This window comes from Corallococcus macrosporus DSM 14697 (assembly GCF_002305895.1).
In the GTDB taxonomy this organism is placed as follows: Bacteria; Myxococcota; Myxococcia; order Myxococcales; family Myxococcaceae; genus Myxococcus; species Myxococcus macrosporus.
This window is the reverse complement of record NZ_CP022203.1, coordinates 2732288-2752386: the sequence shown is the minus strand read 5'-3', so window position 1 is coordinate 2752386 and position 20099 is coordinate 2732288. Positions and strand designations below refer to the sequence as shown.

The 20099-nt window shown below is 71.4% G+C and carries 16 protein-coding genes; 10 read left to right on the top strand and 6 right to left on the bottom strand.

Annotation, left to right across the window (positions count from 1 at the left end; translation table 11 throughout):
* Positions 1 to 53: 53 nt before the first annotated feature.
* A complete protein-coding gene (locus tag MYMAC_RS11715; RefSeq protein ID WP_095961566.1) occupies positions 54 to 950 on the top strand; it encodes an alpha/beta fold hydrolase in 897 nt (298 codons plus the stop codon).
* On the opposite strand, the gene MYMAC_RS11710 is transcribed toward MYMAC_RS11715, so the two are convergent.
* Positions 920 to 1669 (bottom strand): arginyltransferase, encoded by a 750-nt coding sequence (locus MYMAC_RS11710; protein ID WP_095958159.1) that lies wholly within the window; start codon positions 1667 to 1669, stop codon positions 920 to 922. The two genes, MYMAC_RS11715 and MYMAC_RS11710, sit on opposite strands and share 31 nt — an antisense overlap.
* Positions 1670 to 1869: 200 nt before the next feature.
* Here MYMAC_RS11710 and MYMAC_RS11705 point away from each other — a divergent pair, with 200 nt between their 5' ends.
* The 3 genes from MYMAC_RS11705 (at position 1870) to MYMAC_RS11695 (ending at position 4480) form a co-directional block, all read left to right on the top strand.
* Positions 1870 to 2124 (top strand): hypothetical protein, encoded by a 255-nt coding sequence (locus tag MYMAC_RS11705; RefSeq protein ID WP_095958158.1) that lies wholly within the window; start codon positions 1870 to 1872, stop codon positions 2122 to 2124.
* Positions 2125 to 2189: 65 nt separating this feature from the next.
* Entirely contained in the window at positions 2190 to 3041 is an 852-nt protein-coding gene (locus MYMAC_RS11700; protein WP_204817526.1) for a glycosyltransferase family 2 protein, read from the top strand.
* The gene (locus MYMAC_RS11695) at positions 3038 to 4480 is read left to right on the top strand and encodes a type III PLP-dependent enzyme domain-containing protein (protein WP_095958156.1); all 1443 of its coding nucleotides are present in this window, start codon (positions 3038 to 3040) and stop codon (positions 4478 to 4480) included. The genes MYMAC_RS11700 and MYMAC_RS11695 overlap by 4 nt, the downstream gene beginning before the upstream one ends.
* Here the strand turns inward: MYMAC_RS11695 and MYMAC_RS11690 are convergent.
* Both MYMAC_RS11690 and MYMAC_RS11685 read right to left on the bottom strand, forming a co-directional pair.
* Positions 4470 to 5768, bottom strand: a complete 1299-nt coding sequence (locus MYMAC_RS11690; RefSeq protein WP_095958155.1) for a carboxylate--amine ligase — start codon at positions 5766 to 5768, stop codon at positions 4470 to 4472. The two genes, MYMAC_RS11695 and MYMAC_RS11690, sit on opposite strands and share 11 nt — an antisense overlap.
* A 131-nt stretch (positions 5769 to 5899) precedes the next feature.
* Positions 5900 to 6718, bottom strand: a complete 819-nt coding sequence (locus tag MYMAC_RS11685; protein ID WP_095958154.1) for a methylase — start codon at positions 6716 to 6718, stop codon at positions 5900 to 5902.
* Between the two features lie 100 nt (positions 6719 to 6818).
* Here MYMAC_RS11685 and MYMAC_RS11680 point away from each other — a divergent pair, with 100 nt between their 5' ends.
* The gene (locus MYMAC_RS11680) at positions 6819 to 7811 is read left to right on the top strand and encodes a hypothetical protein (RefSeq protein ID WP_095958153.1); all 993 of its coding nucleotides are present in this window, start codon (positions 6819 to 6821) and stop codon (positions 7809 to 7811) included.
* A 19-nt stretch (positions 7812 to 7830) separates the two neighbouring features.
* On the opposite strand, the gene MYMAC_RS11675 is transcribed toward MYMAC_RS11680, so the two are convergent.
* On the bottom strand, positions 7831 to 9366 hold the full coding sequence (locus MYMAC_RS11675; protein WP_239989490.1) for an MBL fold metallo-hydrolase: 1536 nt from the start codon (positions 9364 to 9366) through the stop codon (positions 7831 to 7833).
* 134 nt (positions 9367 to 9500) lie between these two features.
* On the opposite strand from MYMAC_RS11675, the gene MYMAC_RS11670 reads away from it, so the two are divergent.
* On the top strand, positions 9501 to 11366 hold the full coding sequence (locus MYMAC_RS11670; protein WP_043710712.1) for an OPT/YSL family transporter: 1866 nt from the start codon (positions 9501 to 9503) through the stop codon (positions 11364 to 11366).
* A 251-nt stretch (positions 11367 to 11617) separates the two neighbouring features.
* Entirely contained in the window at positions 11618 to 12823 is a 1206-nt protein-coding gene (gene thrS / locus MYMAC_RS11665; RefSeq protein WP_095958151.1) for a threonine--tRNA ligase, read from the top strand.
* Positions 12824 to 12877: 54 nt separating this feature from the next.
* Here the strand turns inward: thrS and MYMAC_RS11660 are convergent, their stop codons facing one another.
* A complete protein-coding gene (locus MYMAC_RS11660) occupies positions 12878 to 13294 on the bottom strand; it encodes a CBS domain-containing protein (RefSeq protein WP_013938935.1) in 417 nt (138 codons plus the stop codon).
* Positions 13295 to 13509: 215 nt separating this feature from the next.
* Between MYMAC_RS11660 and msrB the strand changes: the two genes are divergently transcribed.
* From msrB to MYMAC_RS11645, 3 genes are all read left to right on the top strand, one after another.
* Positions 13510 to 13932: a peptide-methionine (R)-S-oxide reductase MsrB gene (gene msrB, locus MYMAC_RS11655; protein WP_043712992.1), complete on the top strand. Its 423-nt coding sequence runs from the start codon at positions 13510 to 13512 to the stop codon at positions 13930 to 13932.
* A gap of 174 nt (positions 13933 to 14106) precedes the next feature.
* The gene (gene sitA5 / locus MYMAC_RS11650) at positions 14107 to 15459 is read left to right on the top strand and encodes a SitA5 family polymorphic toxin (protein ID WP_095958150.1); all 1353 of its coding nucleotides are present in this window, start codon (positions 14107 to 14109) and stop codon (positions 15457 to 15459) included.
* Positions 15459 to 15809 (top strand): DUF2019 domain-containing protein, encoded by a 351-nt coding sequence (locus MYMAC_RS11645; RefSeq protein WP_013938932.1) that lies wholly within the window; start codon positions 15459 to 15461, stop codon positions 15807 to 15809. Before sitA5 ends, MYMAC_RS11645 begins: the two co-directional genes overlap by 1 nt.
* Before the next feature lie 200 nt (positions 15810 to 16009).
* Here the strand turns inward: MYMAC_RS11645 and purL are convergent, their stop codons facing one another.
* Positions 16010 to 19918, bottom strand: coding sequence for a phosphoribosylformylglycinamidine synthase (purL, locus tag MYMAC_RS11640; protein ID WP_095958149.1), 3909 nt, complete (start codon positions 19916 to 19918; stop codon positions 16010 to 16012).
* Positions 19919 to 20099: the final 181 nt, after the last annotated feature.

Below are 20099 nucleotides of genomic sequence, written 5' to 3'. Positions count from 1 at the left end.
ATCCAGGCCAGTCTGAGATATCCTTGAAAACACGCACTCACATCGGCTGCTTCATCGCGCTGGTGCCACTCTGCGGGGTGCTCGCCGCCGCGGGTTATTTCGGGGTGAGCGGTCAGCGAATCGGCCAGGGGCTGCTGCATCCACGGCCCATTCCGGTGACGCGCCCCGCGGCGGAGCCGGCGTTGTCGGCGCTGGAGGACGTGGCCTTCACCACGGCCGACGGCGTGACGCTCAAGGGCTGGTACCTGCCTTCGCGCAACCGGGCCGCGGTGGTGCTGGTGCACGGCTTCGCGGACAACCGCGCGCAGCTCCTGTTCGAGGCGCGGACGCTCGCGGGCGCGGGCTACGGCGTGCTGCTGTTCGACCTGCGCGCGCACGGCGAGAGCGGCGGCGACGCGGTGACGTGGGGCGACCGCGAGCGGCACGACGTGACGGCGGCGCTGGACTTCGTCGCGCGGCGCCCGGACGTGGACCCGCTGCGCCTGGGCCTCTTCGGCTTCTCCATGGGCGGCACCACGTCCCTGCTGGTGGCCAGCCGTGACGCGCGCGTGAAGGCGGTGGCCGCGGCGGGGGCCTACCCCGCGCTGGAGGAGGACGTGTACGCGGGCTATGGCCGCTGGGGCGCGCTCAGCGCGGAGCCCGTGCTGTGGACGCTGCGCCGCGCGGGCGTCGACGTGGACGCGGTGCGCCCCATTGACGGCATGTGCCGGCTGGGGGGCCGGCCGCTGCTGCTGGTCAACGGCGACGTGGACCCGGACGCGCCCGCGAAACTGCAGGCCAGCCTGTTCCAGGCCGCGTGCGAGCCCAAGTCGCTCTGGGTCGTCCAGGGCGCGGGCCATGGCCAGTACGCCCGCGTGGCGCCGGAGGAGTACGCGCGCCGGCTGCTGCGGCACTTCGGCGCGGCGCTCGGCGTCGCGCCTCAGGCCTCCTCGGGGGGCGCCACCCAGTGAGGCGCCGCGTCCAGCGCGGGCCGCTCCTCCAGCAGCTCGTGCGGACGGAAGGCGCCCTTGTAGCGCAGCGACGCGCACGCCAGCACGCGGTAGCCCAGGTAGACGTGGGGGATGCCGCGCGCCTTCGCCAGCTCCACCTGGTACAGCACGTTGGCGGTGCCCAGGGACAGGTGCGCATAGGCCGGGTCGTAGAAGAAATACACGGCGCTCCACGCGCGCGGCGTCTCGTCACAGATGCCCACGCCCACCAGCCGGGGGCCGCCCTCCGCGCCGTCGTCGTACCACGCCACCTCGCGCGCGGACGGGTGCGGATAGGCGAACTGGAGCGAGTACTCGCGCGCGGTGATGGGCGACGGCGCCCACTCACGCACCGCCTCCCGCTCCGCGTGCCACTGGCGGTACAGGCCGAGCCGCTCGTCATCCACGCGGGGCGGGCCCACCTCCACGCGCAGGTGCTCGCACGCGGCGCGCGCCCGGCGCTGGCTGCGGTTGGGCCGGAAGCCCTCCACGGGGAGGCGCAATGACACACACGCATTGCACGCCGCGCAGGCCGGCCGAAAGTACACCAGCCCGAAGCGGCGCCAGCCCCGGACGAGCAGGTGCTCGTACTCCTCCGGGGTGACGTCCTCCAGCACCAGGTTTTCGAGCGAGGCCTGCCGCTCCGGCAGATAGCTGCAGGGCCGGGGCGGCTCGACTTCGTGTGCCAGGAGGAACGCCATGCGTGCTCCTGTTCCTGTCGCGGCCAGCGCCCGGCGTCAAGTCTGACCCGGTGCCCTGTCGCCTCCACTTCCAGGCGAACACCCCCCTTCTCCGAGGGAGACACGTCGTCCGCGGCACGTGCGCCTGCACGGCCGACGGGCTGGCATGACGTCTGCAAAACCAACGGGCGGCCTCGCGGACGCGAGGCAGGAGAACGACCATGACCCGCAACCGCACGCAGCCTTCGCTGTACCGCCTCTCGCACTGGAATTTCGGTCGTGCGGACAGGCAGGTCCGTGCGGCCACTGGCAGCCATGACTGGGTGGCGGTGAGCCCCCCCACGCCCTCGCGTCCGAGCGGGAATCGGCTGAATCCGGACATTCCTGTCCTACTCGCGGCTGTCCGTGCACAGGTCGAGCTCGACCCGGACGAGGCGGAGGGAGTGGATTTCGACCTGGAGTTCGCCAGCTACTGAAGTGACGCGGTGGCGCGCGGGCGTGCGGCTTCTCAGGCGTGGCCGCCAACGCGTATAAGTCCGCTATGTCCGTCATTGACGTCTCGGTGGTGATGCCCACCCACAAGCGGGAGAAGGAAGTGGTGGAGGCCATCCAGTCGGTCCTCCGCCAGCAAGGGGTGAGCGTCGAGGTCCTCGTCCTGGACGACACCCCCGAGGGCACGGCGCGCGAGGCGGTGGAGGGGCTGAAGGACGAGCGGGTCCGCTACCTGGTGAATGACCCGCCGTCGAAGGGCCGCCCGGCCGTGGTGCGCAACCACGGCGCCACGCTGGCGCGGGGCCGCTACCTGCACTTCCTGGATGACGACGACATGCTCGCCGAGGGCGCGCTGCACGCCATGGTGAGCGCGCTGGACGCGCGGCCGGACGCGGGCGTGGCGGTGGGCTGGGTGGTGCCCTTCGGCGACGACGCGGACTGGCTCAAGGACAAGAGCGCCTACTTCGAGTGGGCGGCCCAGGTGGGCGCCAGCACCCCCAACAGCGCGTGGACGGTGGCCCACATCCTCTTCCGCGGCACGCTGTATGTGAACTCCGCGTGCATGGTGCGCCGCGAGCACTTCGCCCCGCTGGGCGGCTTCGACGCCAGCATCCCCGTCTACGAGGACGTGGACTTCTACCTGCGCGGCATCCGCGCGTTCGGCCACGTCTACGTCAACCGGCCCATCCTGCACTACCGCACCGGCCGCCCGTCGCTGATGCACAACCTGGGCAAGGACGGCACGCTGGTGGTGCAGTCCAACGAGATGATTCACGGCAAGTACCGCAAGACGAACGGCGCGCTGGAGTACCGCCTGATGCAGGCCGCCATGCGGGTGCTGCCCTTCGAGGTGGCCCGCCGCCTGCCGCTGCGCCTGCCCAACCAGGGCCGCGCGTCATGAGCCTCAAGAGCCGGCTGCTGGGGACGGCCAAGCGCCAGGTGAAGCAGACGCTGCGCCCGGTGCTCCAGCGGGCCATGGCGCCCGCGCGCAACCACATCCCCGCCTCGCACTGGGGCCTCCAGGAGGTGCCCGGCCAGGGCCTGAGCCTGGAGGGCGTCCCGCTGGCGGAGCTGGTGGAGCGCTGGGGCTCGCCGCTGCACGTGGTGCACCTGGCGGCGCTGCGCCGCAACGCGGAGCGCTTCCTCGCGGTGCCGCCGGGGCGCGCGGGCGGCTGCGAAGTCTATTACTCGTACAAGACGAACCCGGTGCCGGGCGTGCTGTCCTTCCTGCACGGCCTGGGCGTGGGCGCGGAGGTCATCTCCGCCTACGAGATGTGGCTGGCGCTGAAGCTGGGCGTGCCGCCGGAGCGCATCGTCTACAACGGCCCGGTGAAGTCGGAGGCCTCGGTGCGCGAGGCCATCACCCGCGGCATCCAGCTCCTGGCCGCCAACCACGCGGAGGAGCTCGCCGTCTTCGCCCGGCTGGCGGCCGAGCTGGAGCGCCGCCCGCGCGTCGCGGTGCGGGTGACGACGGGCAGCGGCTGGACGGGGCAGTTCGGCACGCCCATCGCCGGGGGCGCCGCGCTGCGGGCCTACCAGCAGGCGCGCGCCTCGCGGCACCTGGACGTGGTGGGCCTGCACGCGCACCGCGGAGAAACCATCCGCACCGAGGGCGACCTCACCGCCTTCGTGGAGGCGGTGCTCGACTTCACCGACACGCTGCACCAGGAGCTGGGGTTGGATTTGGAGGTGCTGGATTTGGGCGGCAGCCTCAACACGCCCACCGTCGAGCACATCGCCGAGCGTGACTGGCGCCTCAACCTCACCTTCTTCCGCGACGTGCCCGCGCCCGACCCGGCGGCGTCGCTGTCCATTGAGCGCTACGTGGCGCTGGCGGTGGAGATGGTGGAGACGCACTACGCGCGGCGCGGACGCCAGCGGCCCCGCATCTTCCTGGAGCCGGGCCGCGCCATGACGGGCGACACGCAGCTCCTGCTGGGGCGCGTGCACGCGCTCAAGGCGGGGGAGGACAGGACGTGGGCGGTGCTGGACGCCGGCATCAACCACGCCGAATGCGTGCGCAACGAGTACCACCAGCTCTTCCACGTGAATCGGCCGGACGCCCCGGCCGACAAGGTCTACACGGTGGTGGGCCCCATCTGCACGCCGGGCGACACGCTGTACCACGCCAGGCGGCTGCCGGACCTGCGCGTGGGGGACACGCTGGCCATCATGGACGCGGGCGCCTACTTCGTGCCCTTCGCCACGTCCTTCTCGTATCCCCAGCCGGCCATCATCGCGCTGGAGGACGGCAAGGAGCGGCTGCTGCGGCGCGCGGAGACCTTCGAGGACCTGGTGACCTTCGACGCGCCGGACAGCCGCGCCGCGCTCACCGGTTGAGCACCATCATCCGGATGAAGGCCCGGGGGTGGCGCGCGGAGCCGTAGAGAATCTGCGCCACCTCCACCGCGGTGGGCATCAGGTCATCCGAGTCGATGAGCGGGTCCACCGCCGCGCCCCGGTGTGACGCCAGCCACTGCCGCCACTGGCGGGCCTCGTCCCCCGGCAGCGCGCCGGAGAGCCGCTGGAGGTTGAGCAGCATCTCCAGCGCGATGCGGTTGCAGAACACCTCGCCGTTGCCGCGCCAGTCGCGCGCGGCCTTCAGCTCGCGGCGCAGGGCGTCCCCGTCTCCCAGCGCGGCGTGGTAGGCCAGCAGCGGCAGCGGCAGCCCCCGCGCGACGTCGAAGCCCATCTGCCCGTAGAAGCGGGGGTTGAAGTCGATGAGGAGGAAGTCGTCCTTCGTCTGGATGAACTCCACCTCGAAGACGCCGTGATAGCCCAGGCGCTTGCACAGGCGCTGGAGCCCCGCGGCCAGGTCCTCGCGCACCGGCGCGGACTCGAAGCACACGCCCACGCCCAGCCGCCGCGGACGCTGGAGCACCTTCATGGCGCCGCGCACCTCGAACAGCTCGCCCGTCTCGTCCACGAAGCCGGAGAGGCTGTAGATGCCCTCCGCCGCCTCCGGGTGGAACTCCTGCACCATGGGGCGCGACACCGCGGGGTCGAAGCGCACCAGCATGGGCGCGTACCCGTCCCGCGAGAAGGCGCGGTACTCCTCCGCGAGCTGCGCGGGCGCCTGCACCGGCTGCCCCTTGCGGTGGGTGGAGTAGAGAATCTGCGTGGTGGGCTTGATGAGGACGGGGAAGCGCGCCTCGCGCGACACGGCGTCCAGGGCGGCCTCGGACTCCGGGAACCAGGTGCGCGGCAGCTTCAGGCCCACCGCCTGGCCGGCCTCGAACAGCTTGCGCTTGTTGAGCAGGCCGTAGACGGCGTCGATGCCCGGGTCATACAGGTGGAAGGACTTCGACAGCGCCTCGCCGTGGACGGACACCAGCCACGCCAGCTCGTCGCTCGTCGGGTAGAGCACGTGCCGCATCGGCTCGCGGCGGCCGAAGTCCAGCAGCCACTCGACGAAGTCCTCGGCCTGGGACTCCGGCGGACACTGCACGCGCCGGCCCACGAAGCGGGACCAGCTCGCGGGCCCCAGCTTGCCGGGGTCCGCCACCGTGACGTCGATGCCGTTGCGCCCGAAGCAGCGCGCGGCAGCCAGCGTGCCGTAGAAGCCCGCCGAGAAGAGCAGCACGGACGGACGGCCCTCCATTCGAACCCGGGGTGCCTGCTCCAACATGACGGTGTCGTTCTCCTGCCGCGGTGCCGTTCAAAGAAAGCCTGGTCACGCGCAGGATAACCGCACGCCACCCCACTTGGCTCCCCTCGCATGCCCCTCTTCGTCGCTGAGAAAAACGCCGCCGGCTGTCGTCAAAAACAGACACCCTCCTTGGGCCTCCAAACAACGTACCCCTGGGACACGAGCCACGGGTCGGTCTCCACTCCCTCCATGCGCGTGGAGAGGGCCAGCGCGGCCTCGCGAAATGCGTCGGGTGGGTGCGTATGGCCCGCGCCGCGCGCCTGCTGCCAGGCGGCGCTCCACGCGGAGAAGAAGTCATGGATGGGTTCACCCGGGCGCACCCGGCGGCGCAAGTCCCGGGGCAGCCAGTCCCGGAAGAGCGCGGGCGCGAAGCCGTGGCTGAAGTCGGTGTGGAACAGGAGCGCTTCGCGCAGCGGCGGGTCGTCGCCCGCTCCCACACGTCGGCGCAGCAGGTGCGCGGACAGCACCGCGCCCGTCGCGTCCGCGCTGCCCTCCACCAGCAGGCCAGACGGTAGCAGGTAGCGGGCCAGGGTGCGGTGGACCTCGGGGACGCGCTCGGGCGGGCCCTGGCGGAGCAGGTTCATGGCGCGCACCAGCCGGGCGGGCTCGTCGGGACGCAGGGGCAGCTCGAAGCCGCCCTCCCGGAAGTGGGTGCGGGCCTCCGCGTCCGCCTGGGCTGCCCGCGCGCGCTCCGCGTCCAGCTCCACGCCCACCACGCCGAGCTCCGGGTTGAGCGCGCGAAAGGCCTGGGCGCTCTCCAGCGTCGTCCATGGGTGCTCGCCGAAGCCCACGTCCACGAAGACGGCCTGGGCCCAGGCGCCGTCGCGGCGTTCGAGGAGCGGGCGCTCGAAGCGGCACAGGTATGCGTCCAGCGCGCGCAGGCGTCCGCGCGACGTCCTTCCCCGCGTCTTCGTGTCCAGCGGTGGCATGGTGCGCTCTTGGGTGAGTCTGGCGTGGGCGTCAAGCCCACCCTGTTCCGGACGCCCCGGATTTTCGCCGGGCGCGGCGGGCTCCTAGAGTGGGCATCCCGTGGAAGCCCCTTCCGCCCTGCCCTGCCCCCGTTGCCAGTCCCCCCGCGCCGCCGGGCCGGAGTGCCCCCGCTGCGGCATCATCTACGCCAAGGCGGACGCCCGGGCGGCGCGCCAGCGCGAGGAGGCGGCCCAGCCGGCGCCGGTGCTCCCCGAGGAGCCCCCGCTGCACGTCGACCCCGCGTGGCTGGTGGCGCCCGACCTGCGTCCGGACGTGCTGCCCCCGGAGACGCTCGCCTGGGACGTCGACGCGGAAGAAGCCGCGTTCGAGCACCGCCTGCGCACCTGGGCCGTCCCCGTGGCCCTGCTGGTCTCCTTCATCGTGCACAAGGGGAACTTCAGCGCCTTCGCGGCCCGGCTCATCACCATGCCGTTCCATGAGCTGGGCCATGCGATGACCGCCTGGCTGTGCGGCCGCGCCGCGTTCCCCACGCTGTGGAAGACGGCCATCTTCGGCCGCTCGTACTTCCTCGCGGTGCTGCTCGCGGCGGCGCTGGGCGCGTGGGCCTGGTGGGCGTGGAAGCACCGCCTGTGGCTGTGGGTGGCCTGCGCCGCGACGCTGCTGTCCCTCCAGGCCGTGGGCACGCTGATGCTGCCCTCCCAGACGGTGGACATGCTCGTCACCTTCGGCGGGGACGGCGGGATGATGGTGCTGGGCGCGGTGATGATGCTGACCTTCTATGCCCCCGCGGGCAGCTACCTCCACAAGCAGGCCCTGCGCTGGGGCTTCCTCGTCCTGGGGGCGCTGTCACTCGTGGATGGTGTCCTCACCTGGTGGGCGTCCAAGAAGGACGCCGCGGCCATTCCCTTCGGCAGGATGGAGGGCGTGGGCCTCAGCGACGCCAGCAAGCTGGTGGGGTCCCACCGGTGGGGTGAGGACGAGCTGATTCACCGCTACCTCGTGGTCGGTACCCTCTGCCTCCTCGTCGTCGCCGGGGTGTACGGGGTGCACTTCGTCCGCGGCAGGGCCCGGCTCGCCGCCGCCGCACGCTGAAGCCCCCGCGCGGCGCACGTCACGCCGCGGTGTCAAATGGCCACATGAAGCCCGGGTGGCGCACCACCTCGGGCGCCCGCGCGCCCCTCCAGCGCAGGGACTCTCCGGGCCGCAGCACCAGGGGCCTGGGGCCGTCCTTCATCGTCCGCCGGACCTCGGCGAGCCGCTCCGGATAGGGGTCCGCGTCCGGGTTCTCATCCAGGTGGCTGGCGCCCGTCACGGGCTCACCGGGATAGCCCTCGTAGCGAGGCCCCATGCCCTCGCGCCAGTACCAGGGCGCGCCACCATCCGCGCAGGGCACCACGTAGCGAGCCCCCAGCAGGGCGCCATAGCGCAGCGCCTCCTCCGGCCCGGCCATCAGCCGCTGCGGCGCCCTCAGCATCGCGCGGGGGACGTTGACGAGGAACGCCTCCAGCGTGGTGAAGCCGAAGAAGATGGGCGCCAGCCGGAAGCCCCGGACGCCGCAGAAGAGCACGTCCACCGGGGCCTCGCGGCGCACCCGCCGGCACACCGCCGCCATGTCGCCGCGCACGTCGTGCCCCGAGTCCGCGAAGAAGGCCGCGGAGAAGCCCGGCGCCCGCACCAGCCACGTGTTGCCCTCGTTGAAGAGGTCCGGGTACGGCCCTTCGCCGTCCGTGGGCTGCTCGCCGTGGAACGGCAGCGCGCGCACGGTGACGTCCCCCACCTGCCGGGACTCGCCCCAGCGCAGCGGCTCCACCCGCGTGAAGCCGAGCTGCGCCAGCCGCAGGGCGCAGTCGGTGGAGAAGAGGCTCTCCTTCGCCACCGCCGGCACGAAGATGCGCGTGTCGCGCGGCAACTGGAGGAGCGAGCCCAGGTGGAAGTGGTCCCCATGCGAGTGGGTGATGACCACCGCGTCCACGCGGCCCACGTCGCGAGGCTGCATCGGCGGATAGCCCGGCGCGTCCACCGCCCCCTCGGGCCGGAAGTACGGGTCCACCAGCACGCGCCCCTCACGGCCCGCCACCAGCACCGTGTTGTGTCCCACGAAGAGCGCGCCGGGTCCGGGCACGTCCACGGGCGCCTCATGGCGCACCAGCCAGCCCGCCTGTCCCAGGTCCGCCACCAGCTCCGCCAGCACGGGCAGCGCCGCGAAGGCCCGCAGCTCCGCGCGCGTGACGCCTCGCGCGAGCGCCGCGAAGAAGTCCGCCACGGCGGGCCAGTCAGCCGCGCGCACGGGCACGTCCAGGCCCAGCGCGTCCTGGCGGAGGTGCAGCACGCGGGGCCGGTGGCGCGTGGCGTCCGGGAACAGCACGTCGGGGCGCAGCACGCGCCGTCCCATGCGCCGCTGCTTGCCCACGCACAGCGCGGCGTAGCGGGGGGTGTCCTCCAGCCAGCGCACCAGGGCCTCCGCGTCGTGCAGCGCGCCTTCGCGCCCCAGCACGGCGACCTGCCGCTTCAACGGGAGGAAGGCGCGGCGGACGGGACGCGCGGTGGGCCCCTGGATGCTGCAGCCCAGGTCCTCGTGGTGGTCGGCCTCCGTCCGGGCCGAGGCGAGCACGGCCAGGCTGACGCCCCGGTGCAGGGTGAATCGCATGGCGGCGGATGTTGCCATGCGTCACGCGGGGTGCGGCGTTTCTCCGACGTGCGGCCGAGCGGGCGGACCGTCCCCCACACCCGGCGGCTCAGGTTGTGACAGACGCGTGGAAGGCCAGTACCCTTCGCCTCCGAATGTCATTGCCAGCCCCCTCGCTCCCTCCGGAGCCCCCTGCCCCGTCCTCGGGTGGCGCCGTCGCCGACGCCACCCAGCTTCGCTTCCGCTGGCTGCCCCCCGTGGGGACGTGGAAGTACCACCTGCTGTTGAGCGCGGTGGCCCTGTTCGTCCTGGGGCCCCTGGGCGGCATCGCCGCCTCGTACATGAACTTCAGCGTGGGCTTCTTCGTCGGCGGTCAGGTGCTGGCCGGCATCCTCGGCAGCGCCGTCACCTACGGCTACGGCGCGGAGGGCAAGCACGGCGCCAACTACATGCAGACGATGGCCGCGTCGGTGGCCTCGCTGTGCGCCATGTCCGTGCTCATCCAGTCCATGGTGTGGCTGGGCATGGAGATGCCCGCCGCCTGGAAGCTGATGCTCTTCGTCGGCTGCGTGGGCATGTTCGCGGTGGGCGTGGGCATGCTCTACACGCCGCTGCTCGTGGACAAGCTCCAGTTGGACTACCCGTCCGGCCTGGCGGTGGCCAACATCCTGCGCGCGCTCACGGACAAGCGCCTGCTCAAGGTGTCCATCTCCAAGCTGGGCGGCGGCACCCTGCTGGGCGCCCTGGCGGCGTGGGCGACGGAGAAGGTGGCCTTCGTCGCCTCCATCGGCACCAGCGCGGCCACGCTGGGCGCGGGCATGATTGTCGGCAGCCGCATCACCGTGCCCGCCATCGTGATGGCCGTCATCGGCGTGGCGTTGATGCCCACGTTCCGGGAAATCGGCTGGCTCGGCCCGAACGACCCGTTCCGCAAAATCGGCTTCGTCATCGGCCTGGGGATGATTTGCGGCGCGGCGGTGGTGGACCTGTCGCTGCTTGCGGTCCAGGCGGCGAAGCGCATCCGCGAGCGGGCCGCGGTGAAGGACGAAGCGGCCGAGGAGTCCTGGAAGAAGGTCAACGTCCCCCGCCTGCTGGCCTGGGTGGCCGTCTGGGGCGCCGCGACGTTGCTGGTGGGCACGCAGGTGTTGGACCAGCCCATGGGCTGGCTCCTCTTCGGCATGCTACTGTCCCTGCTGTTCGTGCTCATCAACGGCATCTCCTTCGGCATCACCGACCAGAACCCCATCTCCAGCGCGTTCGTCATCTCCGTGCTGCTGATGTCCATGGTGGGGCTGCGCATCCCGCTGGTGGGCATGATGGCCGCCACCATCCTGCTCATCTCCACCTCGGTGGGCTGTGACATGCAGCAGGACCGCTCCACCGGCTGGCGCCTGGGCACCAACCGCGTCACCCAGTTCCGCTATCAGGTGCTGGGCGTCACCATGGGCGCGCTCTTGTGCGTGGGCCTGGCGCGCGTGTTCATGACGGCCTACCCGGCGCTCACCATCAACCAGCTCGACAACCCCAACGCCGAGGTGGGCCAGTGGGGCTCCGCCATGACGTACAAGCTGGTGGGCGCCATCCGCGACCTCGGCTCGCTGTCGCAGGCCGTGGTGAATGCCCTGCTCATCGGCCTGGTCATCGGCTTCGTCTACGAGCTGCTGCGCAAGGTGGTGCGGAACAGCGCGCGCTACCAGGCGTACGTGAAGCGCTCCCGCACCGGCTTCGCCGTCGGCTGGACGGTGGATGCCATCCTGCTGCCCAGCCCCTACGCCTCGTCGTTCGGCGGCTTCGTGGCCTTCCCGGTGTCGCTGTGGTTCGGCGCGGGCGGCATCGTGACGTCGCTGTGGAACACCTTCTCCAAGCGCGGGCAGCCGGCGGTGAGCGGCAGCCCGGGCGAAGGCGAAGCCCTGCCCGAGGACATGAGCACCATGTCCCTCATGGGCGGCGGCCTCATCGCCGGTGAGTCGCTGTTCTTCCTCATCGCCGGCCTCATCGGGCTCGCGTCGCTGTTGGCGTAGCCCGCCAGGGCGGGGGGGCCTTGGTTGACAATTCCCGGCGCCCCTCGCATCTTGTTCGCCGTGAGCTTCGTCATCACCACCACGACCACCGGCACCACGACTCGCTTCGGCGGGCGTGGAGCCGTGCGCGTCACGTGGTGAGCTGACGAACGCACGGTTCCCTGCCCCGCCTTCTCCGGCCGGGGCAACCGTGCGCTCGCTCAGCGCTCCGACCGGATGGCGTTTCACCCTTCCGAATCGGAGACGAAGCCATGCTCGACGAACACGACCACCGCGCGCTGGGCCAACGCCTGGACCTCTTCCACCTGCAGGAGGAGGCACCCGGGATGGTGTTCTGGCACCCGCGCGGACTGCTGCTGTACCGGCTGCTGGAGGAGCACGTCCGCCAGCGCATGCGGCGCGAGGGCTACCAGGAGGTCCGCACCCCGCAGCTCTACGCGCAGCCACTGTGGGAGCGCAGCGGCCACTGGGACAACTTCCGGCAGCACATGTTCCTGGTGGAGGACGGCGCGCGGCACCTGGGCATGAAGCCGGTGAGCTGCCCTGGCCACATCGAGCTGGTGCAGCGCATGGCGCCCAGCTACCGCGACCTGCCGCTGCGCCTGGGCGAGTTCGGGCTGGTGCACCGCGCGGAGCCCGGCGGCGCGCTCCACGGCCTGTTCCGCCTGCGGCAGTTCACCCAGGATGACGGCCACATCTTCTGCGCCGAAGCGCAGGTGGTGCCGGAGGTGGTCGGCTTCGCCCGCTCACTGAAGGACTTCTACGCGGGCTTCGGCTTCGACGACGTCCAGGTGGCCTTCTCCGGCCGGCCCGCGTCGCGCGCGGGGCGCGACGAGCTCTGGGACAAGGCCGAGTCCTGGCTGCTCGCCGCCGCGCGGGAAGCGGGGCTCCACTGCCACATGCAGCCGGGCGAAGGCGCCTTCTACGGGCCCAAGCTGGAGTTCGTGCTGAAGGACCGGCTGGGGCGCGCGTGGCAGTGCGGCACCATCCAACTGGACCTCGTGCTGCCGGAGCGCTTCGACCTCCACTACGTCGACGCCTCCGGGGCCCGCGTCCGTCCGGTGATGCTTCACCGCGCGCTGCTGGGCAGCCTGGAGCGCTTCATCGGCGTCCTGCTGGAGCACCACGGGGGCGCGCTGCCGGCCTGGCTGGCCCCGCGGCAGGTGGTGGTGGCCGCCGTGGGTGAAGCGGCCGGAGATTACGCCGAGCGCTTCGCCGCGCAGCTCCGGGAGGCGGGCTGCCGCGCCAGCGTGGACCGCCGGGGCGAGTCCCTGTCACGCAAGGTCGTGGACGCGCACGCGGCCGGTGTCCCGTGGCTGGTGGTGGCGGGGGCGCGGGAGATGGCCGCGGGCAACGTCCGCCTGCGGCAGCGGGACGGCGCGCAGCGGGACCTCTCGTGGGGCGCCGCGGTGGCGGAGCTCGTCGCGGCGTGCCGGCCGGCCCCGGACGCCTGCTGAGCCTGACACGCGGGGCGCGAGCGGTGGACTTCGCCGCTCGCGCCCCCTTGGACATCAGACCTGCTGGAGCCGCTCCAGCACCTCGCCCGCGTGGAGGACCTCCTCCGGCACCGTGGCCAGGTCATCCAGGCTCAAGAGCCCCACGGGCCGCCGCTCACCGTCCACCACGACGAGGCGGCGCACCATCTTCTCCTCCATCGTCTGCTCCGCCACCTCGAGCGTCGCGTCCACGTCGCAGGTGATGACCGTGGCCGTCATCACCTCGCGCACGGGCGTGGTGTTCGGGTCCTGTCCCAGCGCGGCGGACCGGACCGCGATGTCCCGGTCCGTCAGCATGCCCACGAGCTGTCCCTTCTCCAGCACCGGCAGGGAGCCGATGTTGCACGTGCGCATCCTCAACGCGGCGGCCCGGATGGGCTCCCCCGCCTCGATGGTCTCCAGGTTCTTGGTCATCAGCTCGCCAATCCGCATTGCACGCTCCTTCCTTGCCTTGGCATGACGCCCCTCCCACTACCGTGGAAACCCAGGCGCACCGCCGCCGCCTCCCGGATTGCGCCTGGCACCGGAGCGAGGCACCAGCCAGGGCCCTTCACACCTTGCTGCCCACCAGGCGCGACGCTGGGGCAGGATGCGCATCTGATGTGCGCGTGGGCCCCGGTCCGGGCCCGGACAAGGAGCAGGAAGGCATGGTCGACAAGCTCATCCTCAGCGACGACGAGTGGCGCAAGCGCCTGAGCCCCCAGGAGTATGAGGTCCTCCGCCGCCACGGCACCGAGCGTCCGGGCTCCGGGTGCTTCCTGGGCACGAAGACGCCGGGCACCTACGTGTGCGCGGGCTGCGGCAATCCGCTGTTCAAGGCGGGCACGAAGTTCGAGTCCGGCACGGGCTGGCCGTCCTTCACCCAGCCGGTGGCGGCCGACGCGGTGTCGGAGATTCAGGACGTCTCACACGGGATGATTCGCACCGAGGTCCGCTGCGCGCGCTGCGACGGGCACCTGGGCCACGTCTTCCCCGACGGCCCGCCGCCCACCGGCCTGCGATACTGCATGAACTCGGTGTCCATGAAGCACGTCCCCGAAGGCCAGCCCGTGGAGCTGGTGAAGGCGTAGCTTCAAGCACGGCACGGGTGAGCGGGCCGGAGGTACTCCCGGCCCTGCTCCCCGCCCGGTGTCCCCGCGGCGGAATAGAGCCTGGCCCGGCTTCGTGGGCTTTTCTGGTATTGCCCGACCTTGCGCCACCAATGCGCGCCCAAGCAAAGGGCGCCAGCGCCAGGAGGGCTCCGCATGCTGCCGCGATGGTCGATTCCCCTGTTGCTCGTGATGCTGGCCGGATGCACTGGCACCACGAAGTCCGTGCGCCTGCACACGGGCGCCGGCGAGCCCATCGTCCTCACTCCACGCAGCGGCGCCGCGCCGGTGGAGCTGGACGAAGACGCCTTCGTTGACGCCGTCGATGCGCTGGCCCGGAGCATGCGGCCATCCCCCCGTCCCCAGGAAACGGCCCGGCGGTTGTTCGAGGTGGATTCGCGCAGCGGCGCGTACTTCTACGAGCCACGCAGCCACCGCGTCATCCCACTGGGACCGGGCCAACACCTGGTGGGCGAACACCCCGCGACAGAGGTGGAGTTGACGCGTGCCTACCTGCGCTGGTGCGAGCGCACGAACACGCCCGGCGACTGCCTGCGCCTCCTGGTGGAGAGCCCCACTGTCACCGGAGATGGCCGTTACGCCCTGGCCATGGCCCTGGCCCAGGGCGTCGTGCTGGCCGAGATGATGGACGCCTTCAAGGACATGGCCGACCCCCAGGCCATGATGGCGGCTGTTCTTTGGACGTGGACCACGTACTGCATCTTGCTCGCGGTGCCCGAGCCCTTCTCTAAGGGCGTGGCCGCCGTGATGACCGCCTCACTCATTGCCTACGTGGGTGTCGATACGTTCTGGAGCCTCATCGTGGGCTTCAAGCGGCTGGTGGAGGAGGCGGAGCGGGCCACCACGTTTGACGAACTGCGCGAGGCGGGGGAGCGCTACGGCAAGGTCATGGGCCGCAACGCGGCGCGCGCGTTCGCCATGTTGGCCACGGCCGCCATTGGGAACACGGCGGCGGGGCTGGGGGCGAAGGTGCCAAGGCTCCCCGGCGCCGCGCAGGCGGCGGTTCAGGCCGAAGCGCAGGTGGGCATCAGGCTCGCGGCGGTCGCGGACGTGGGCTCGGTGACCGTGAGCGCCGAGAGCGTCACCATCGCCCTCGCACCCGGCGCGGTGGCCATGGCGGCCAGCAGCGCGGGCGGAGGCTCCTCCGCCAAGGCCCGTCCCACGGGCTACAAGGCTTGGGGCTCGTTCAGTGGCTTCAAGAAGGCCATGGGCCCAGCGGGCCCAGGGAAGCAATGGCACCACATCGTCGAGCAGACCCCGGGCAACGTGAAGCGCTTCGGCCCTCAGGCTCTCCACAACACCGAGAACGTCATCCCGCTGGACAAATCCCTGCATACCAACGTCAGTTCCCTCTACTCGTCGATCCGCTACGACATTACTCACTCGTTCACGCAGACTGTGCGGCAGTGGTTGAGCACGCAGCCCTACGAGGCTCAACGTGAGTTCGGGCTCTTGGCCATTGCGAACGTGAAGAAGAGGGTCTGGTGATGACGTTGGAAGAACTGGTCGAGCAGTTTGCTCGGAATGTCGCGGCCCAGACTGATGCCATTCACCGAGGAGATTCCAGGACGGGAAACAAGCATGCCAAGCAGTACACCGCCGCGCTTCAGGCACTCCGCGCACAGGGGGATACGGGGCGGGACGCCCTCGCCGTGCTGCTGAAGCATCCACGTACGGACGTTCGAGCCATGGCGGCTGCGTTTCTGCTCCGCTACCGGACGGCGGAAGCGAAGGCGGTCCTGGAAGCGGCAGCGAACGAGGGAGGGGTTTCCGCCATCGGAGCGATCATGACACTACGCCGCTGGAAGGACGGCACCTGGGCGCTTGACCCGGAGTAGCCCCCATCGAGAGGAAGGGCGTCGATGACGCTGCGTGCGAGAAGGTGCGTTACGTCCACGCCAGGAAGGAAGACTCTGCGCAGGGGCGCGCGGCCTCTGTCGTGGAAGCGCAGGGCATCCTACGCCGCGCAGCGCTGCAGCCATGAGCAGGGAGGCCTCCTCTCAATCAGGAGACCACCCTGCCCACCGAGGCCAGCAGCTCAGCCCAGCCAGACGCGGGCGTTGCGAAACATGCGCATCCAGGGGCCGTCATCGCCCCACTCGCGAGGCCGCCACGAGTGCTGCACGGAGCGGTGCACCCGCTCCGGATGCGGCATGGTGATGGTGAAGCGGCCATCCCGCGTCGTCAGGCCCGCGATCCCGTGCGGAGAGCCATTGGGGTTCGCCGGGTACGTCTCCGCCACCCGCCCGTGGTTGTCCACCCAGCGCGTCGTCACCAGGCCCAGCCCGTTGACGCGGGCGGCGTCCTCCGCGCTGGGGAACTCCGCGCGGCCCTCGCCGTGCGAGGTGACGATGAGCATCCGGCTGCCTTCCATGCCCTGGTAGAAGAGCGACGGCGTCTTCGACACCTCCACCAGCGACAGGCGCGCCTCGTATTGCTCGGAGGCGTTGCGCACGAAGCGGGGGAAGTGCTCCGCGCCCGGGATGATGTCCTTGAGCTGCGACATCATCTGGCAGCCGTTGCACACGCCCAGGCCGAAGCTGTCGGGCCGCGCGAAGAAGGCAGCGAAGGCGTCCCGCGCGCGCGGGTTGAAGAGGATGGACTTCGCCCACCCGCCACCCGCGCCCAGAACGTCACCGTAGGAGAAGCCGCCGCACGCCATCACGCCCTTGAAGCCTTCGAGCGACACCCGCCCCGACAGGATGTCACTCATGTGGACATCCACCGCGGCGAAGCCCGCCCGCGTGAAGGCCGCCGCCATCTCCTGCTGGCTGTTGACGCCCTGCTCGCGCAGCACGGCCACGCGCGGACGGGCCCCCTTGGCGATGAAGGGCGCGGCCACGTCCTGCGCCGGGTCGAAGGTCAGCTTGGGCGACAGCCCCGGGTCCTCCGCGTCACACCGCGCCGCGGCCTCCTGGTCGGCGCAGGTGGGGTTGTCGCGCAGCTTCTGCATCTCATGGCTGACGCGAGACCAGGTGCGGCGCAAGGCCAGCGTGTCCTTCGCCAGCAGCGTGTCGCCACCACGGCGCACGCGAACCTGGAGCGAAGGCTGCGGGCGGCCCAGCTCGTGGACGTCGCGAGACAGGCCCTGCTGCGCCAACACCTCGCGCACGCGCGCCACGTCCGAGGCGCGCACCTGCACCACCGCGCCCAGCTCCTCGTTGAAGAGGGCCGCCGCCACGTCACCGCCCAGCGGGGCCAGGTCCACGTCCAGGCCGCAGCGGCCCGCGAAGGCCATCTCGCACAGCGTGGCCCACAGGCCGCCGTCGGAGCGGTCGTGGTACGCCAGCAGCACGCCAGCCTCGCTGAGCGCCTGCACCGCCGCGAAGAAGCCGCGCAGCAGCGCCGGGTCCTCCACGTCCGGGCTCTCCGGCCCCACCTGCCCGTGGACGTGCGCCACCACGGAGCCGCCCAGCCGCTGCTTCCCGCGCGCCAGGTCGATGAAGAGCAGCCGCGTGTCGTCCGCCACGTCCACGAGCTGCGGCGTGAGGGACTTGCGCACGTCCAGCACCGGCGCGAACGCGGAGATGATGAGCGACACCGGCGCCGTGACGGCCTTGCGCGTGCCCTGCTCCTCCCAGACGGTGCGCATGGACATGGAGTCCTTGCCCACGGGGATGGTGAGGCCCAGCGCGGGGCACAGCTCCATGCCCACCGCGTGGACGGCGGCGTAGAGGCTGGCGTCCTCGCCCGGGCTGCCCGCGGCGGCCATCCAGTTGGCGGACAGCTTCACGTCGGACAGCTTGCCGATACGGGCCGCGGCGATGTTCGTAAGCGCCTCGCCCACCGCCATGCGCGCCGAGGCCGCCGCGTCGATGAGGGCCAGCGGCGTGCGCTCGCCCATGGCCATGGCCTCACCCGTGGTGCTCGTCACGGTGGACAGCGTCACCGCGCAGTCCGCCACCGGCACCTGCCAGGGGCCCACCATCTGGTCCCGGCTGCTGAGCCCGGACACGGTGCGGTCACCAATGGTGATGAGGAAGCTCTTGCCCGCCACCGTGGGGTGGCTCAGGACGCGCTCCGCCAGCACCTCCAGCGAGCCGTCCAGCGTCAGCGGCGCGAACGACAGCGGGCGCGACATCACGTCACGGTGCATGCGCGGCGGCTTGCCGAACAGCACGTCCATGGGCAGGTCGATGGGCGCGTTGCCGAACTGCGTGTCCCCCAGCTTCAGGGTCTGCTCGGCGGTGGCGTCGCCCAGCACGGCGAAGGGCGCGCGCTCGCGCTCACACAGGGCGGCGAAGCGGGCCAGGTCCTCCGGCGCCACGCCCAGCACGTAGCGCTCCTGCGCCTCGTTGCACCAGATCTCCACCGGCGACATGCCCGGCTCGGCGTTGGGCACCGCGCGCAGCTCCAGCCGGCCGCCCAAATCATTGTCGTGGGCCAGCTCCGGCACCGCGTTGGACAGGCCACCGGCGCCCACGTCGTGGATGGAGCGGATGGGGTTCTTGTCGCCCTGCGCCCAGCAGCCGTCGATGACCTCCTGGCAGCGGCGCTCCATCTCCGCGTTGTCCCGCTGTACGGAGGCGAAGTCGAGGTCCGCCGCGCTCGCGCCCTGCGCCATGGAGGACGCCGCGCCACCGCCCAGGCCGATGAGCATCGCGGGTCCGCCCAGGACGATGAGCTTGTCCCCCGGCTGCAGGCGCCCCTTCTGCACGTGCGGCGCGCGGATGTTGCCCAGGCCGCCGGCAATCATGATGGGCTTGTGGTAGCCGCGCACCTCCACGCCGCCGGGCGTGGGGACCTGCACCTCGTAGCTGCGGAAGTAGCCCGTGAGGTTCGGCCGGCCGAACTCGTTGTTGAAGGCCGCGCCGCCCAGCGGCCCGTCCACCATGATGTCCAGCGCGGAGACGATGCGGTCCGGCTTGCCGTAGGGCTGCTCCCAGGGCTGCTCGAAGCCCGGGATGCGCAGGTGGCTCACGCTGAAGCCGGTGAGGCCCGCCTTGGGCCGGGCGCCACGGCCGGTGGCCCCTTCGTCGCGAATCTCGCCGCCCGCGCCGGTGGCCGCGCCCGGGTACGGGGAGATGGCCGTCGGGTGGTTGTGCGTCTCCACCTTGATCATGATGTGGGCCGGCTCGCGCACGGAGCCCCACTCACCGGACTCGGGGGACGGGAAGAAGCGGTCCACCTCGAAGCCTTCGATGACGGCCGCGTTGTCCTTGTACGCGCCGAGCACGCCTTCCTTGTGCTGGACGTAGGTGTTCTTGATGGCCTGAAAGAGCGAGCGCTCCTGCGGCTTGCCGTCGATGGTCCAGCTCGCGTTGAAGATCTTGTGCCGGCAGTGCTCGCTGTTGGCCTGCGCGAACATCATCAGCTCGACGTCAGTGGGGTTGCGCTTCAGCTCGGTGAAGCGCGCCACCAGGTAGTCCATCTCGTCATCGGCCAGGGCCAGGCCCAGCTCGCGGTTGGCGGTCACCAGCGCCGCGCGGCCGCCGCCCAGCACGTCCACCGTCGTGAAGGGCCGGGGCGTGTGTCCCGCGAACAGGATGGCCGCGTCCTCCAGCCGCCCCACCACCGCCTGCGTCATCCGGTCATGCAGCACCGGCTTCAGGCGCTCCAGCTCCGCGTCCTGCAGCGCGCGCCCGTCGGGGCCCGCGATGAAGAAGGCCGTGCCGCGCTCCATGCGCCGCACGCGCTCGCCCAGGCCGCAGTTGTGCGCGATGTCCGTGGCCTTCGAGGACCAGGGCGAGATGGTGCCCGGCCGCGGCACCACCAGCAGCAGGCCGCCGGTGTGCGCGCCCGTGGCCACGCGGGGCCCGTAGTCGAGCAGGCGGCCCAGCGTGGCCAGGTCCGCCTCGGTGAGGGGCGCCGGAGCATCGATGAGGTGCACGTACTCCGCGTAGAGGGACGAAACGGAGGGCACGCGCTCACGGCACTGGGCCAGGAGTTTGGCGAGCCTGAAGTCAGAGAGGGCCGGGGCCCCACGCAGGGTATGCATGCTGGACATGGGTCGAAGTCGTGGCTCTGGGTAACAGCGGGGCCGTCCTTATCACCGTGCGTCGGCCCGGCGCGTGAAGAGTTCACGCCGGGACGCCTGCCGGACATGCGGACAGGTGCCACGGTAGGTATCCCCCGCACGTCAGAGCCTGCGCAGGGCTCGGGACAAAACGGGAAGCACCGCGTGCGCG

What these genes read in the sequence shown, in the direction of transcription:
- MYMAC_RS11670 (WP_043710712.1), top strand. Translation starts at nt 9,501, where the DNA reads ATGTCATTGCCAGCCCCCTCGCTCCCTCCGGAGCCCCCTGCCCCGTCC.
- MYMAC_RS11685 (WP_095958154.1), bottom strand. Translation starts at nt 6,718, where the DNA reads ATGCCACCGCTGGACACGAAGACGCGGGGAAGGACGTCGCGCGGACGC.
- MYMAC_RS11710 (WP_095958159.1), bottom strand. Translation starts at nt 1,669, where the DNA reads ATGGCGTTCCTCCTGGCACACGAAGTCGAGCCGCCCCGGCCCTGCAGC.
- MYMAC_RS11705 (WP_095958158.1), top strand. Translation starts at nt 1,870, where the DNA reads ATGACCCGCAACCGCACGCAGCCTTCGCTGTACCGCCTCTCGCACTGG.
- MYMAC_RS11645 (WP_013938932.1), top strand. Translation starts at nt 15,459, where the DNA reads ATGACGTTGGAAGAACTGGTCGAGCAGTTTGCTCGGAATGTCGCGGCC.
- MYMAC_RS11695 (WP_095958156.1), top strand. Translation starts at nt 3,038, where the DNA reads ATGAGCCTCAAGAGCCGGCTGCTGGGGACGGCCAAGCGCCAGGTGAAG.
- MYMAC_RS11660 (WP_013938935.1), bottom strand. Translation starts at nt 13,294, where the DNA reads ATGCGGATTGGCGAGCTGATGACCAAGAACCTGGAGACCATCGAGGCG.
- msrB (WP_043712992.1), top strand. Translation starts at nt 13,510, where the DNA reads ATGGTCGACAAGCTCATCCTCAGCGACGACGAGTGGCGCAAGCGCCTG.
- MYMAC_RS11700 (WP_204817526.1), top strand. Translation starts at nt 2,190, where the DNA reads ATGTCCGTCATTGACGTCTCGGTGGTGATGCCCACCCACAAGCGGGAG.
- MYMAC_RS11690 (WP_095958155.1), bottom strand. Translation starts at nt 5,768, where the DNA reads ATGTTGGAGCAGGCACCCCGGGTTCGAATGGAGGGCCGTCCGTCCGTG.
- thrS (WP_095958151.1), top strand. Translation starts at nt 11,618, where the DNA reads ATGCTCGACGAACACGACCACCGCGCGCTGGGCCAACGCCTGGACCTC.
- MYMAC_RS11675 (WP_239989490.1), bottom strand. Translation starts at nt 9,366, where the DNA reads ATGCGATTCACCCTGCACCGGGGCGTCAGCCTGGCCGTGCTCGCCTCG.
- purL (WP_095958149.1), bottom strand. Translation starts at nt 19,918, where the DNA reads ATGTCCAGCATGCATACCCTGCGTGGGGCCCCGGCCCTCTCTGACTTC.
- sitA5 (WP_095958150.1), top strand. Translation starts at nt 14,107, where the DNA reads ATGCTGCCGCGATGGTCGATTCCCCTGTTGCTCGTGATGCTGGCCGGA.